The organism is Thiovibrio sp. JS02 (genome assembly GCF_053485635.1).
This window is the reverse complement of sequence record NZ_CM130715.1, coordinates 2,672,859-2,687,772: the sequence shown is the minus strand read 5'-3', so window position 1 is coordinate 2,687,772 and position 14,914 is coordinate 2,672,859. Positions and strand designations below refer to the sequence as shown.

14 protein-coding genes are annotated in these 14,914 nt (G+C 59.9%); 2 read left to right on the top strand and 12 right to left on the bottom strand.

Features of this window, described 5'->3' with window-relative positions:
• Window positions 1-11: 11 nt before the first annotated feature.
• From trkA to ACUUL3_RS12245, 10 genes are all read right to left on the bottom strand, one after another.
• Complete coding sequence (trkA, locus tag ACUUL3_RS12290) at window positions 12-1,364, bottom strand: Trk system potassium transporter TrkA (RefSeq protein ID WP_448551769.1); 1,353 nt, start codon at window positions 1,362-1,364, stop codon at window positions 12-14.
• Between the two features lie 170 nt (window positions 1,365-1,534).
• On the bottom strand, window positions 1,535-2,350 hold the full coding sequence (locus ACUUL3_RS12285) for a class I SAM-dependent methyltransferase (RefSeq protein ID WP_448551767.1): 816 nt from the start codon (window positions 2,348-2,350) through the stop codon (window positions 1,535-1,537).
• Between the two features lie 29 nt (window positions 2,351-2,379).
• On the bottom strand, window positions 2,380-3,075 hold the full coding sequence (locus ACUUL3_RS12280; RefSeq protein WP_448551765.1) for a class I SAM-dependent methyltransferase: 696 nt from the start codon (window positions 3,073-3,075) through the stop codon (window positions 2,380-2,382).
• 52 nt (window positions 3,076-3,127) lie between these two features.
• Complete coding sequence (uppP, locus tag ACUUL3_RS12275) at window positions 3,128-3,937, bottom strand: undecaprenyl-diphosphatase UppP (RefSeq protein WP_448551763.1); 810 nt, start codon at window positions 3,935-3,937, stop codon at window positions 3,128-3,130.
• Window positions 3,938-4,060: 123 nt separating this feature from the next.
• The gene (gene extJ, locus ACUUL3_RS12270; protein ID WP_448551761.1) at window positions 4,061-4,291 is read right to left on the bottom strand and encodes a selenite/tellurite reduction operon protein ExtJ; all 231 of its coding nucleotides are present in this window, start codon (window positions 4,289-4,291) and stop codon (window positions 4,061-4,063) included.
• Window positions 4,292-4,408: 117 nt separating this feature from the next.
• Entirely contained in the window at window positions 4,409-4,915 is a 507-nt protein-coding gene (locus ACUUL3_RS12265; protein WP_448551759.1) for a TlpA disulfide reductase family protein, read from the bottom strand.
• 159 nt (window positions 4,916-5,074) lie between these two features.
• Window positions 5,075-5,827, bottom strand: coding sequence for an ATP-binding protein (locus tag ACUUL3_RS12260; RefSeq protein WP_448551757.1), 753 nt, complete (start codon window positions 5,825-5,827; stop codon window positions 5,075-5,077).
• Between the two features lie 12 nt (window positions 5,828-5,839).
• Entirely contained in the window at window positions 5,840-6,571 is a 732-nt protein-coding gene (locus tag ACUUL3_RS12255; RefSeq protein WP_448551755.1) for an HD domain-containing protein, read from the bottom strand.
• 81 nt (window positions 6,572-6,652) lie between these two features.
• Window positions 6,653-8,278: a hydroxylamine reductase gene (hcp, locus tag ACUUL3_RS12250; RefSeq protein WP_448551753.1), complete on the bottom strand. Its 1,626-nt coding sequence runs from the start codon at window positions 8,276-8,278 to the stop codon at window positions 6,653-6,655.
• 209 nt (window positions 8,279-8,487) lie between these two features.
• The gene (locus tag ACUUL3_RS12245) at window positions 8,488-8,955 is read right to left on the bottom strand and encodes a nucleoside deaminase (protein ID WP_448551751.1); all 468 of its coding nucleotides are present in this window, start codon (window positions 8,953-8,955) and stop codon (window positions 8,488-8,490) included.
• 166 nt (window positions 8,956-9,121) lie between these two features.
• Between ACUUL3_RS12245 and plsY the strand changes: the two genes are divergently transcribed.
• Both plsY and ACUUL3_RS12235 read left to right on the top strand, forming a co-directional pair.
• Window positions 9,122-9,745, top strand: coding sequence for a glycerol-3-phosphate 1-O-acyltransferase PlsY (gene plsY, locus ACUUL3_RS12240; RefSeq protein WP_448551749.1), 624 nt, complete (start codon window positions 9,122-9,124; stop codon window positions 9,743-9,745).
• Window positions 9,732-10,058: a J domain-containing protein gene (locus ACUUL3_RS12235; RefSeq protein WP_448551748.1), complete on the top strand. Its 327-nt coding sequence runs from the start codon at window positions 9,732-9,734 to the stop codon at window positions 10,056-10,058. Before plsY ends, ACUUL3_RS12235 begins: the two co-directional genes overlap by 14 nt.
• A gap of 1 nt (window position 10,059) precedes the next feature.
• On the opposite strand, the gene ACUUL3_RS12230 is transcribed toward ACUUL3_RS12235, so the two are convergent.
• Both ACUUL3_RS12230 and polA read right to left on the bottom strand, forming a co-directional pair.
• Complete coding sequence (locus ACUUL3_RS12230; protein ID WP_448551746.1) at window positions 10,060-11,955, bottom strand: SurA N-terminal domain-containing protein; 1,896 nt, start codon at window positions 11,953-11,955, stop codon at window positions 10,060-10,062.
• 119 nt (window positions 11,956-12,074) lie between these two features.
• Entirely contained in the window at window positions 12,075-14,750 is a 2,676-nt protein-coding gene (gene polA, locus ACUUL3_RS12225) for a DNA polymerase I (RefSeq protein WP_448551744.1), read from the bottom strand.
• Window positions 14,751-14,914: the final 164 nt, after the last annotated feature.

Sequence of the window (14,914 nt, the reverse complement as noted above, 5' to 3'; positions counted from 1 at the left end):
CGTCTCGGTCCCTACGCTTCGAAAAGGCTTTCCAGGGCGGAAAGGGCCTTCTGGGTGAAGAAGACCACCAGATTGTCGCCCGGCTGCAGTCTGGTGTCGCCGGAGGGGATGATCACCTGATTGTGGCGGATGATGGCGCCGACAATGGAGCCTTTGGGGAAATCAAGGCGTTTCAGGGGGAGGTCGATAAAATGATCCTGTCTGGGTACCTTGATCTCGATGACCTCGGCATCGCTGCCCATCAGGGTGGCGACGTTGACGATCTTGCCGCCGCCGCGCACGAAGCGGAGGATCATGTTGGCCGCCACCTGGCGGGGACTCAGGGGCACATCGATCCCCAGCTTGCCGAGCATGGGAACAAAACCGGGGCTGTTGATGTGGGTGATGCATTTTTTGGCGCCATGGTGCTTGGCGAGCAGGCTTGAGAGGATATTGGTGGTATCGCTGTTGGTGACGGAGATGACCAGGTCCGCCTGGTCGATGCCTTCGTCAAGGAGGTCCTGCGCCTCCAGGCCGTCGCAGTTCAAAACCACGGTGTCTTCGAGATGTTCGGAAAGGTATTCGCAGCGGCGGGGATCCTGCTCCACCAGACGGACATTGATTTTCTTCTGCTCAAGCTGGCGGGCGACCAGATGGCCGATGATGCCGCCGCCCACGATAAAGACGTTTTTCGGCAGCTGGCTTGCCGCGTTGAAGAGCAGGCGTTCAACCGCCGGCACATCGCTCTTGCGCATGACCAGGTAGACCTTGTCGCCGGCTTCGATCTTGTCCTGGCCGCGGGGAATGATGGTTTGTTCCGCCCGGCTGATGGCGACGATGACAAAGTCGTAGAGCCCCTGCAGCTCCCGGAGATCCTGGAGGGTGGAGCCGACGCAGGGGTGATCTTCCTGGGCAATGTAGCCGAGCAGTTCCACCTGGCCCCGGGCGAACTCCGCCACCTCAAAGGCGGCGGAAACATTGATGAGGCGCATGATCTCCTCGGCCATGGCCAGGTCGGGGCTGATGAGGAGATCTATGCCCAGGGCCTTTTCGGCATGGGAGGTGCCCTGGGTGTAGAAATCGTCGTTGCGGACCCGGGCGATCCTGGTTTTGACATTGTAGTTTTTCGAGATGATGCAGGCGATGAGGTTGACCTCGTCGCTGTCGGTGACGGCGATGAAGAGGTCCGTCTTGTCGATGCCCGCCTCCTCAAGCACCCGGGCCGAGGCGCCGCTGCCCCGCACCGGCAGGATGTTGAGATCCCGCTCCAGGCGGCGGAGCTTGGTTTCGTCCTGGTCGATGAGGACAACCTCCTGGCCTTCCACCGAGAGCTTTTCGCTCAGGTGATACCCGACCATTCCCGCTCCGACGATCATGATACGCATGGAAAACCTCTGCTAAAAAAAATCAGGCGCTTCGGAATAAGGAAAAGCGCTGGGCCCGTTCTGCTGCATTGTCCGCAAGGCAAGGCGGAGATTCATGGCAATGGGCGGCCGAGGAGTTTCTTCGCCCGCAAAAGTTCGGCATTATAGCCAGCTTGCCGGAAATTTGCAAATCAGCCCTCCTTGCGCCACCAGATCAGAGCCCATTGCGGGGAGGTCTGCCGGTTGAGCCGCCAGATTTTTTCATCGAGCCGGCAGAGGCGGGCATCCACGTATTCGGCAAGCCGTTTTTCTTCCTCGGCCGTAATGTTGTCCACCATCCAGGCGCAGGCCTGCAGGGCCTCTTCCCGGGAGCCATAGGTGCGGGGGTGATCCAGGCCGATGAAGTCGACATGGGCGTGGATACCCAGGGTGTAGAGGATGTTGACCGTGAATATGTAATCCGGACCCGGGGAAAAAGCGCGGCCGATGGCGTGGAAGAGGTCCGGGTCAAAGGGGCCGGCCCCGACCCGGTCCGCGAGGTAAACGGCCTTGTCCGCCCAGGCGTCGAGTTTGGCAAGGGCGCCGGCGAGATCATCCACCGAGAGGGAACGGGAGGCGATGACGACATCGTGCCGGGGAATGCCGAGCTGTTGCCAATCGTCGCTCCAGGAGGCCTGAATGGTTTCGATATTGGCCAAGCCGGCCGCCCTGGCCCGTTGGGCAAGCTCGGCCAGCATGGCGGCGGAGTAGTCGACGGCCGTGATCTTGCGGGTTCGTTGGGCCAGGGGGAGGGCCAGGGTGCCCGGGCCGCAGCCCACGTCGAGCACGCTCCACTCCGGTTTGAGCCGCAGATGGGCGAGGAAGGTGCTGACAAAGGGGGAGTCGACGTTGCGTTGGGCAAAGGAAGCGGCCCGCTTGTCCCAGTCCGAGCTTTTCTTCTTCTGCCAGGATTTGGTGGCCCGCGCCTCCTGCCACATTCTGTTCCAGTCGATATCCTGATACCGCATGCCGTGCCCTGATGGCGGTTGCGCGACGATCAGCCGCGGCGGGTGAGGCGGTTGACGATGATGGTCAGTTCCTTGTCGTCCGAGCGCATCTTTCTGGCGCTCACGGCGATCTCATACTCCTTTTCCGCGAGGAGAAGGAATTGCGGCAGGCTCTTGCGGCGGACATCGTGGGCCAGGTAGATGACGCCGTCGTCGGCCAGCAGGGAGCGGAAAACATTCAGGAGCGGGGCGAAAAATTCTTCGCGAAAGAGGATCTCCGCGCCGATGATGGTGTCGAAACGGGGCAGGGAGGGCGGCTTCAGCCAGTCGATCAGCCGGCAGTTTATCCCCTTCAGGCCGTTGGCGGCGGCACTGACCCGCTGGAAATCGAGGATATGCGGCTCGTAGTCGCTCAAGGTCACGGCGTAGCCGTTGCTGGCGGCGGCAAGTCCCGGGGCGCCAAGGCCGGCTCCGAGTTCGAGCAGGCTCTGGCCTTCCTTCCTGGGCGGGGTGGTGAGCATGAGGTCCGCCAGGACCATGGCCGCCTCCCAGAGCTTGACCCAGAAGGGGAAATCCTGCACGTTTTTGAAGGGATCCTTGCCGGCCAGCAGGGTTTCCAGATCGGTCACCTGCAGAAGTTGAATTTCCTTGCCCCGCAGCTGGAGGGGCGAAAAATCCACCTTGTATTTTTTCCGGATTTCCCGGAGCATGTTGTACTGTTTTTCAGGCAGTTGCGAGGGGTCCATGGGATTCTCTTTGAATAGGCGTTGGAAGCGGTCGATTTGCAGCGGTCCGTCTTCACCAGAGCAGGAGCGCCGCGAAAACGAGGAATGAAAGCAGAAAGCGATAATAGGCAAAGATGGCAAAGCTTCTCGCCCGGATAAATTGCATGAGAAAGGCAATGAAGAGGTAGCCGGAGACGGCGGAGGCGACAAAACCCGTGCTGTAAATGCCAAGCTGATCAGTGAGAAGACCGGTCTCAATTATTTTGGGCATTTCATGCACCCCGGCCCCGAAAATGATGGGGGCCGAGAGCAAAAAGGAGAAGCGGACCGCGGCCTGCCGGGTGAGACCGAGGGAGAGGCTGCTGGTGATGGTGATGCCGCTTCGGGAAACGCCGGGGATAATGGCAAAGGCCTGGGAGAAGCCGATGAGCAAGGCATCACGCAGGGTGATCCCCTTGAATTCACGTTGCCGCTTGCCCAGCCGGTCGGCGGCGAGCAGGAGGATGCCGGCGACGCTCAATGCCACCGCCACCATGGCCGGATGACGGAAGGATTTTTCGGCCAGCTCGCCGAAGAGCAGGCCTGCCAGGGCTCCTGGGATGGTGGCGATACAGATGTAAAAGGCCATGCCCTTGAGGCGTCCGGCTTCCTTCGGGTCGCGGTTAAGCCCCAGCAGCGCTTTGGCGATTTCCAGAAAGTCGTCCCGGAAATAGATCAGGATGGCAAGAAGGGTGCCCAGGTGCAGGGCCACGTCAAAGGCGAGGCCGGTGTCTTTGCTGCCGAAAAAATAATGGGCCAGGGCCAGATGACCGGAACTGGAGACGGGCAGAAACTCGGTGGCCCCCTGGATGATCCCGAATATGGCTGCTTCAAGAAGGTTCATGGTTTGGCACTATACGGAAGAGAGGCGGAAAAGTAAATACCGAGCGCGGGAGGGAGGAAATAAAAAAACCGCCTGACCGGAGGCCAGGCGGTTTTTAGACACAGGCCAGGCCTGTTCGGAGGATCAGCAACCCTCGATGGCTTTTTTCTTCTTGGCTTCGATCTTGCCGTCTTTTACGGTGACCTTGTCGCCAACCTTTGCGGTGCCTTCTACCTGGGATACGGTGCCGTCGCAATCCACGGTGACCATGTTGCCTTCAACCGCGGTTACGGTGCACTTGCCGGCGAAGGAAACTGCCGCGGTGCCAGCTACGAAAGCCACTGCCATTGCCAGAGAAATAAGTTTCTTGCTCATGGGTCTCTCCTTTAGTAGGTGTTATATGAAATTGTTCCTGCTAATAAACATTATGAATCGTCGTTCAGTAAATATACGAAAGAGACAATGGATGTCAACCTGATTTTTTATACTTCCTCACCGCATGATGCTGTTGAGGTCGTTTGTCAGGGTCTGGTGGTCCACATAGCCGTCGTAACGCTTCACGATGAGCCCCTGTTTGTTGACGAGGAAGGAGGAGGGGATGCCGATGATGCCGCCGAAGGACATGGGGGTTTTGGTGTCGCCCATGACCACGGGATAGTTGATCGCCATTTTTTCGACGAATTTCGCCACCAGGGCCGAGCCGCCCTCGTCGGTGGAAATGCCGATGACGGTAAAGCCCTTGGGACCGAATTCTTTCTGCAGCTCAATGAAGGAAGGGATCTCCTTCCGGCAGGGAGGGCACCAGGTGGCAAAGAAATTGACGAGTATCGCCTTGCCCTGGTAGGCGCTGGAATCGATGGTGACGCCATCCGTCACCGAGGGCAGGGCGAAACGGGGCATCGGGGTCGCGGCATGGGCCGGGAAGTGCAGGAAAGGAAGAAGGAGAATGGCAAGGGCCAGGATCACGGTTTGCGTGGACAGGAATTTCTTGTTCTGCATGGTTTGCTCCTGAATGGGTTGCAGGGCCGGCACGGTGGTTAACCGTTTGCCGAAATAGAGTATGTATTACCTTTTTTCGGGGGGAAACAAAAGAGAAAATATTGTCCTTCGCCACCCCTGCCGGAGAAGGAGGGCAGGGGTGGCGAAGGGGAGAGGACACTAGATGATTTCGCCCCGGGCGCTGATTACCACTTCCTGCACCGGGATGTTTTTGCCTGCGCGCTTGAGCGCCTCCTTGATGATCTGACGCATATTGCTGCAGCAGGGCACCTCCATGATGGCCATGGTGATACTCTTGAGCTGGGCCGTGGCAAAGATCTCGCTGAACTTTGCGATGTAGCTCCCGGTCTCGTCGAATTTCGGGCAGCCGAGCATCACCGCCTTGCCGGTCAGCAGATGCCGATGGAAATTCGGGTAGGCAACCGGGACGCAGTCCGCGGCAACCAGGAGATCGGCCCCCTTGAGAAAGGGAGCGCTCGGCGGCACCAGGCGGATTTGCACGGGCCAGTGACTCAGCTGTGACTCCGTTGCGGCGGTGATTCCGCCCAGTTGCACGGGCCGGTTGGCGCTCTGGCAGGGGGTGGGGGCGGCCGCGGGGGCAAAGGTCTGCAGTCTGGCGGAGGGGCAGCCTTCCGCCGGGGGAGCAGGTTCGGACGCGGCCGCCTTTCTGCTGGCCAGCAATGCCTCCACCGCCTCTTCGTCAAAATCGTCCGCTTCCCGTTCCACGATACGCAGGGCGCCGGTGGGGCACTCGCCCAGGCAGGCGCCAAGGCCGTCGCAATATTTTTCCGCGATCATCCTTGCCTTGCCGTTTACAATCTCCAGGGCTCCTTCCGCGCAGTTCGGCACGCATTCTCCGCAGCCGGTGCACAGGTCCTCATCGATCTCGATTATTTTTCGCATTACCTTCATGGTGCTTCTCCGTCATTGTCGCAATAATACCCTGGCCGCCAGGGCGGCGCCGCTTGTGGTCAGGAACGAGCGGGCGATAATTTTTTCAAGATGTTCTCGGCTGGTGGGCGCATCCTTTTGTTTCTCCTCCAGATTGGTGATCAGGTCCGCATCGTACACCACCTTGAAATTCGTGGTTTCTTCCGGCCGCGGAAGGTGGTGGTGGCCGATGATGTCGCAGACCTCGTCGATGAGCGGCTGGGGAGCCCCCAGTTCCGTGAGAATTCGCCGGGCCACGGGCGGTCCCTCCTGGTGCTGGTATTTCGGGGCCGCGCTGTTGTATTTGCGTTCGCTCTCCCTGATGCCGATGTCGTGCAGATAGGCGGTAATCATGGTGACCGCGGGATTGCACTCCTCGGTTTTGCCGATCTCTTCGGCATGGCGAGCCACGCGACCGGCATGGCCGATGCGCCTGAAGTCGGCGCCGAAGTAACCTTTCATGGCAATGGCCACCCGTTCTTTGAGCAACTCCTGTTTTTTGGCGAGCAGCTCCGGCGGCAGGGAGCCCAGACATTGTTCGGCATAGGGGCAATAGGAGGCGCAGCCGAAATCGTTGTTTGGGTTGAGCATCTTCGTGCCGCAGCCCGGGCATTTTCTGGTGCTGTCGTCCTTGAAGAACTCCACCGCGGTTCCGCATTGCGGGCAACGGGCCTCGAAAACGGCGGTGGAATCCCAATAGCGGCTGTCCTGTCCGGGGCACTGCATCTCGTTCTCCTTTGCGGTGATTGGGCTGAAGGCTGAAGGGAGGTGCCCGGCACTTCCGGCTTCAGTCTTCAGCCCCGGTCTTTACCCGAGAATCGCCTTCAGATCAGCATCGGGCGTGGTTATCGGCTTGATGGCAAAGTTCTGCACCAGGACATCCAGCACGTTGGGGGTGATGAATGCCGGCAGGCTGGGCCCGAGGCGGATATCCTTGATGCCCAGGTGGAGCAGGGTCAGGAGGATCGCCACCGCTTTCTGCTCGTACCAGGAGAGCACCAGGGAGAGCGGCAGGTCGTTGACTCCGCAGTTAAAGGCATTGGCAAGGGCCACGGCGATCTGGATCGCCGAATAGGCGTCGTTGCACTGGCCGATATCGAGCAGGCGCGGAATGCCGCCGATGTCGCCCAGCTGCTTGTCGAAGAAGCGGAACTTGCCGCAGGCAAGGGTGAGGACCACGCAATCCTTGGGCACCTTTTCGACAAATTCGGTGTAGTAGTTGCGGCCGGGCTTGGCGCCGTCGCAGCCGGCCACCAGGAAGAAGTGGCGGATGGCCTTGTTCTTGACCGCCTCGATCACGGTGCCTGCGACGCCCATCACCGTCTTGCGGCCAAAACCAACCAGGACGGAGCCCTTGTCGGTGTCCGCGGCAAAGCCGGGCATGGCCAGGGCCTTGTCGATGACCGGGCTGAAATCCTTGTCGGCGATATGGACGAGGCCCGGCCAGCCCACCAGGCCGGTGGTGAAGATATGGTCCTTGTAGGACTCCTTCGGCTTCTGGATGCAGTTGGTGGTCATCAGGATGGCGCCGGGGAACTCGGCGAATTCCTTGCCCTGATTCTGCCAGGCGGTGCCGTAATGGCCATGGAAATGCGGGTATTTCTTCAGCTCCGGATAGCCGTGGGTCGGCAGCATCTCGCCGTGGGTGTAGATATTGATCCCCTTGCCCTCGGTCTGCTTCAGGAGCAGCTCCAGATCCTTCAGGTCGTGGCCGGAAACCAGAATCGCCTTGCCCGCCCTGGCGCCCAGGGGGACCGGGGTCGGAACCGGGTGGCCGTAGGTGCCGGTGTTGCCGGCATCGAGCAGCTCCATGGTGCGCAGATTGATTTCCCCGCATTTCAAAACCAGGCCCACCCAGGCGTTGAGGTCGAGATCCTTCCGCCGGATGGCGGCCAGGCCTTCGTGGATGAAGGCGTATACCTTGTCGTCTTCCTGGCCGAGGATCCTGGCATGGTCGGCATAGGCGGCCACGCCCTTGAGACCGAAGAGGAGGATGTGCTTGAGTGATTTGATGTCCTCGTTTTCACCGTTGATGTTAAGGGCTGTTCCTTCGCCCTGCTTGACCAGGCCGGCAAGATCGGCGGCCGGGGTGAAGGTGGCGCAGGGGTCGGAAAAATCGGTCTTGCCGCCGGCGGCCCTGACCTTGGCCGCGAGGCCCTCGCGCAGGGCAACCGCCTGTTTGATCAGGGAGACAAAACGGTTCGGGTCAAAATCCACATTGGTGAGGGTGGAGAATACCGCCTCGCAGGCAAAGAGGTCGACGGCGTTGTCTTTCACCCCGGCCTTGCGGCCCGCCTCGGCCACCAGGGCAAGACCCTGGCATGCGTAAATCAGCAGATCCTGCAGGGCGGCGACATCGGGTTGCTTGCCGCAGACGCCGACAGAGGTGCAGGCTTTTCCTTGCGCGGTCTGTTCACATTGATAACAAAACATGGTGATTCCTCCTTGATGTTGATGGGAAGGTGAGCGTACCCCTTATCCGGTTGTTTGATGCTCAGACTATATCAGCCAGTATGCATGGGGGCTTTGACTTAAATCAAGAACAAGGATCTTTTTGGTCCGTTTTGTTTTTTTAACTGCCCAAAGCCTTCTTTGCCAACCGGCGGTTGAAAAAACCAGGGATGGCGGTTTTCAACGGACCGCTAATAGAGGATTCTGTCGGGGAGGGAATTCCAGTGGGCGAGGGCGGGAAGCGCCTTGTCGCGCATGAGCTGGGTGAGAGGGATCTGTTTTTCAGGATGGGGACGGGAAAACTCCTGATAGATATGGGCGTCGGCAAAACCGATGGCCGCGGCATCTTCCCGGGTGGCGGCGTAGTAGATGGCGGTGATCCCGGCCCAGTAGGCGGCGGCCAGGCACATGGGACAGGGTTCGCAGTTGACATAAAGGGCGCAGCCCGTGAGGTCGTGGGTATGGAGCCGGGCGCAGGCGTCGCGGATGGCGACGATCTCGGCATGGGCGGTGGGATCGTTGCCGGCTATGACCCGGTTCCAGCCCCGGCCGATGACGCGGTTCTCCTTGACGATGATTGCCGCGAAAGGGCCTCCCTCGGCATGGGGAATCTTTTCCTCGGCTAAAAGGATGGCCTCGGTCATGAATTTTTCATGCATGGTTGCCGCTCCGGCGGAGAATCAAAAAAATGGTGCAACTCTTCCCTGCAATGCTAATATAGCTGTTTTGCGGCAGGGAACGGCAGAAAAATGTGGAGATACGCTGGAAAAAGGCTCTCCGGGCCGGGCCGCCCGCGCTTTGACTAAGAATTTTTTTGGGGCAGCCATGGAATATTTCTTGATCGTCGCTTCGTACCTCGTCGGCGCCGTTCCCTTTGGCCTGATCCTGGGCAGGATGGCCGGGATCGACGTGCGCGCCGCCGGCAGCGGCAACATCGGGGCGACCAATGTGGCCAGGCTTGCCGGGAAAAAACTCGGGGCGCTGACCCTGATCTGCGATGTGCTCAAGGCCGTTCTGCCCATGGTCGCCGCCGACCGGCTGCTGACGGCAGGTTCCGGGCGCGAGATCTGGGTGGCGCTTTGCGGCGGCGCCGCATTCCTGGGCCATCTCTATCCGGTGTATCTCTCCTTCAGGGGCGGCAAAGGAGTGGCCACCGCGCTGGGCATCTTCCTCTATCTTGCCCCTGGCGCCGCCCTCATCGACATGCTGATTTTCGTCGGCGTGGTTTATAACTGGGGCTATGTCTCCCTGGGCTCGCTCACCGCCTCGCTGTTGATGCCGGGCCTGGTCTGGCTGCTGTACGGTTCGCCGAGCAACGCCCTGCTGGCCCTGGTGGTCGGTTTCTTTGTCTGGTTGAAGCACCGGGACAACCTCCTGCGGCTCATGCGGCAGGAGGAGAAAAGCTGGAAAAAGGAAAAGACGGATCAGGACTGCAATGACCAACGATGAGTGGAAAAAGATTGTTGCCGCAAAGAATCTGCTCGGCCTTGCTGATACGGCGACCCTGTCCGAAATCAAGGCGGCCTACCGGCGCTCCGCCAAAAAGCACCACCCCGATCTGGCCGGCCGAGGGGCAAGCGCGGCAGGGGCGGCGCCTGAGCTTGAGATGCACCGGCTTTCCGAAGCTTACCAGATGTTGATGGCCTACTGCGCCAGGTACAAAATCCCCCTGGTGCCGGGAGAGGACCAGCCCCTTGAAGGCGAAGACTGGTGGATGGAGCGCTTCGGGGACGATCCTCTCTGGAGTCCCGGCAGAAAATAGCCTACTGCAGAAATTTCTTGTTGGTGGTTATCTTGGCGTCTGCCTGCAGGTAGCTGAGCCATTGCCCCATGAGCTGGATCTGTTTTTCCTGTTTCAGCATCTCCGCGAGCGCCGCCTTTTGCCGGGTAAACTCTTCCTCGGAAGCCTTCCTGATTTCCTTGAAACGCAGCACATAGAAAGTGTCGCCGTTTTCGCCGACCGTCTCGGGGAAGGGGGCGGCAGCGTTCAGCTTGAGTCCTTGGGCGGCAACGGCGCCAGGCAGGCCGCTCGCGGCGACCGTGCCCTTTGAGAAAAATCCGCTTTCCCGGAGATCGGCATTGGCCTTGCCAGCCCCGGCAGCCAGGGATGCCTCTTTTTTCGCCGTGGCCAGCAGGGTCACCGCGGCTTCCCGGGCCAGGGTTTTCGCCCGGTCGGCGACAAAGTCCCGTTCCACTCTGGCGCGCACTTCCGCCAGCGGCGGCACCTGGGGCTCTTTCACATCTTCGACGTACAAAACGGCAAAGCCGTCCCCGGTTTCAACAAGGGAACTCAGTTCGCCCTTTTTCAGGGAAAAGGCGGTATTGAGCAGGGCCGCGTTGTCGGCAAACTCTCTGGGCGGGTTCAGGCGGCTGAAGAAATCCGTTTCCTTGGCCGGAACATGGCTTCCCGTCGCGTACTTGTCGAGGCTGCCGGCCGCGATAATCCCCTCGTAAGCCTGATTGGCAAGCGTAAAGGCGACCTCCCTGCCCTGCCTTTTTTGCAGTTCGCCAATGATCTGTTCCCTGGCCTCGGCAAGGGAAATCACCTTGGCGGGCGTAATTGCTTCCAGTTTGATGATGTGGAAGCCGAAAGGGGTTTCCACGATGTCGCTGAGCGTCCCTTCCTTCATGGCAAAGACCGCCTCGTCAAAGGGTGCCACCATCTGGCCTCTTGTGAAAAAACCGAGATCCCCGCCTTCGCTGCCGCTCAGGTCGTCGGAATATTCCTTTGCCAGCTGGGCGAAGTCCTTGCCCGCCTTGGCGAGCGCCAGGATGGTTTCCAGCTTCTGCCGCTTGCCGGCGCGCAGTTCCGGACTCTCCTTTTCATCCGATTTGACCAGGATATGGCGGGCCCGGCGTTGTTCCGGGAAGGAAAATTTGTCGCTGTTCATCGTGTAGTACTGTTCGATCTGCTCTTCGCCGAAGGGGGGCGTGCCGGCCGCGGCCTGATCATAGAGGATGGAGAGGTACTTGAGCTTAACCTGCGGTTCGGTCTGGTAGGCGGCCTTGCTCTTTTCGTAAAAGGCGGTCAGCTCAGGCTCGGCAATGGTCACCCCACCCTTGAAATCCCCGGCGGCAAAGGAGACAAATTCCAGCTTCACCGCGTCGTTTTCGAGCGCGAAGCGGTCTCTGAGTTCGCCGTCGGAAACCCTGGCGAAATGGGCGAGGTGGGTGAGGATTTTGTTGTTCAGGAGGTCGGTGCGGATGCTGTTTTCAAACTCGGCAGGGGTCATTTTGGAGGAGGTCAGCAGGGTTTTGTAGCGGTCCAGGTTGAAGACGCCGTTTTCCCGGAACGATTCCATCTCCTGGATGATCTTGCGCACCTCCTCGTTGCTGGCAATGAGTCCGGATTCCGTGGCGCCCTGCTGCATGACAAGCTGCTGGATCAGCTGATTCAGCACCTGCTCCTTGAGATTCAGGGCTTCGAGCAGTCCGGCGGGCAGGTTGCCGCCGAATTGATCGCGGTAGCGGGCGAGGGTCTGTTCATAGGTGCGCTGGTACTGCTCATAGTTGATGCTCTGCTTGTTCACCGTGGCGATGGCGTCCGGCCCGCCGTTCTGGTTGGTGCCCACACCCCAGAAAATAAAAACCAGAACGATGAGGAGGATGGTGACCTGGATGGTGGTGGACTGAGCCTTGCGGCGGAGGAAATCGAGCATGCGGCACCTGTTTTTTTGCTGAAGGAGGCTTGTTTTATTACAAATTCAATGCGTTATCCTAAATATTTTCCCAAGGGCAGTCAATCTATTTCATGAGGCGGCGGTTTCCCGCGCCAGGCTCATATCTTGGCCAGGTTTTCCCCGACCGTGGTGTTGACCACCAGGGGCACGTCAAGCCGCATGACGCTCTCCATGGCATTTTTCACCACGTCCTTGCTGGCGTCGATTTCATGTTCCGGCACCTCGAAAACCAGTTCGTCGTGGATCTGCAGAAGCAGGGCCGCGGAGAGTTTTTCCCTGGCCAGCGCCGTGGTGCTGGCGATGGTGGCCAGTTTGATGATGTCTGCGGCCGTGCCCTGGATGGGGGTGTTGATCGCGGTGCGTTCGGCGAATTCCCGGCTCACCTTGTTGCTGCTGGCAATATCGGGCAAGGGGCGGCGTCGGTTCAGGAGGGTGGTGACAAAGCCGTCCCGCCGGGCTCTTTCGACAATGTCTTCCATGAAACGCTGCACCCCGGCGTAATGGGTGAAGTAGCGCTCTATGAAGGTGGCGGCCTCCTTGCGGCTCAGGTTGAGCTGGCTGGAAAGCCCAAAGGCGCTGATGCCGTAGATGATCCCGAAATTGATGGTTTTGGCCACCCGTCGCATCTGCGGGGTGATCATGGCAGGGTTGACATGAAAAATTTCCGCCGCGGTCTGGGTGTGGACGTCCTGTCCGGCGCGGAAGGCGGCAAGCAGGGCCGGATCCTGCGAGTAGTGGGCCATGACCCTGAGATCGATCTGCGAGTAGTCGGCAGAGAGGAAGCGATGTCCGGGCGCGGCGATGAAGGCGGCCCGGATCTTCTGCCCTTCCGGGGTGCGGATCGGAATGTTCTGCAGATTGGGATTGCTGCTGCTCAGCCGTCCCGTGGCGGTGACCGTCTGGTTGAAGGAGGTGTGCACCCGGCCTGTTTTCGGGTGGATGAGGCCGGCAAGCTTGTCCACATAGGTGGATTTGAGTTTGCTCAGGTTGCGGTGGTTCATGACGGCAGCGGGCAGATCGTGCTGCATGGCCAGCTTTTCCAGGACCTTCACGTCGGTGGAGTAGCCGGTTTTGGTCTTGCGGCCCTGGGGCAGGCGCAGCTTTTCGAAGAGGATCTCGCCGAGCTGCCGCGGGGAGTTGATGTTGAATTCCTCGCCGGCCAAGGCGTAGATGGCCTTTTCCAGCTCCCGGAGCTGTTCGCCGAAATCCTTTGCCAGCCGCTGGAGAAGGGCTTGGTCCACGGTGATGCCGGTGTGTTCCATGCGGGCGAGAATGGGGACCAGGGGCATCTCCAGGGTGGAGAACAGCTCCCAGAGGCCGAGCTGTTCGAGTTGGGGCCGGAACTGTTCCCAGAGGAGAATGGTGCCGCGGACATCCTCGCAGGAGTAGTTCTTGGCTTCGGCAAGGGCGACGTAGGCAAAGCTGTCCGGCCGTTTGTCCTCCCTGGTCACCTCCTTGAAGCTGGTCAGCCGCTGGCCGAGGATTTCCGCGCAGAGATCGTCGAGCTTCTGGGAGCGGCGGGAGGGATCGATGAGGTAGGAGGCGATCATGGTGTCCCAGAGCGGCCCCCCAAGGGTGAGCCCGTGGTTTTTCAGGATCGCCAGATCGAATTTGAGATTATGGCCGAGCTTGGGCAGCTCGGGGGCGGCCAGCAAAGGGGCGAGATGTTTCAGCGCCGGCCCAAGGGCCAACTGGCCGGGCAGCAGGTCGCCGGCCTCGTTCCGGTGACCGAAGGGCAGGTAATAGGCTTTTGCCGCGGAAACGCAGAGGGAGAGGCCGACAAGTTCCGCCAGCAGGGGGTCGAGTGAGGTTGTTTCCGTGTCGAGCACCAGAAAGGGCGCCTCGCGCAGTTCCGCGCAGAGGGCGCCGAGCTGTTCCTCGGAGGAAATCAGGGTAAAGCCCTTGCTCTCCATGGCAACGGCGCTGGTTTCGTTTTTCAGCAGGCGGGAAAAATCCAGGAAGGTGTAAAGCTCGCGGAGCTTTTCGTTGTCTGGCCCCGGCAGGGCGTAAGCGGCAAGCTCCGGGGTGGCGAGGTCCTCCCTGAGGGCGATGAGTTTTCTGGAGAGAAAGGCGTTTTCCCGGCTGGCGAGGAGCTTCTCCTTGAGCTTGGCCTGGGGGATGGTGTCGATGTTTTCGTACAGCGTTTCCAGGGAGCCGAATTCGTTGATCAGTTTTTCCGCGGTTTTGGGGCCGATGCCGGCCACGCCCGGCACATTGTCCGAACTGTCGCCCACCAGGGCGAAGAAGTCAAGAAGCCGCTCCGGGCCGACATGGTATTTTTTCCGCACTGCCGCCGGGTCCATGACCACATCCCGCATGGGGTCCCAGAGGCTGATGGGGTCGGAGACGAGCTGCAGCAGGTCCTTGTCGCCCGAGACCAGAACGACGGGATTGCCCTGGCCCGCGAGCTGCCTGGCCGCCGAGGCCAGAAGGTCGTCGGCCTCATAACCCTGCCGCTCCAGACAGGCGATATTATGGGCCGCGACAATATCCTTGATGTAGGGAATCTGGCAGGCAAGGTCATCCGGCATGGGCGGGCGGTTTGCCTTGTATTCCGGATAGAGTCCGTGGCGGAAATTCGGGCCCCGGACGTCAAAGGCCACTGCCAGGTATCTGGGGCTTTTTTCCCGGATCACCCGGAGCATGATATTGGTGAAGCCGTAAATCGCGTGGGTCGGCAGGCCGCTCTTGTTGGTGAGGGGGGCGATGGCGTGGTAGGCCCGGTAGATGTACGCGCTGCCGTCGATCAGGTAAACAGGGTCATGAATTTTCATGGCCAGATACTACCAGCAGCATGGTGGTTTGGCAATGCGCAACATGGATGCGAGCGGAAGGGAACGGTCTGCGATTTCCCGCGGTTAGCCACTGGAATTGCTTGTTTTTTTGCAGGCGTGAATTTTTATTTTAGGTTTGTAATCGAATGGACGATATGATAATT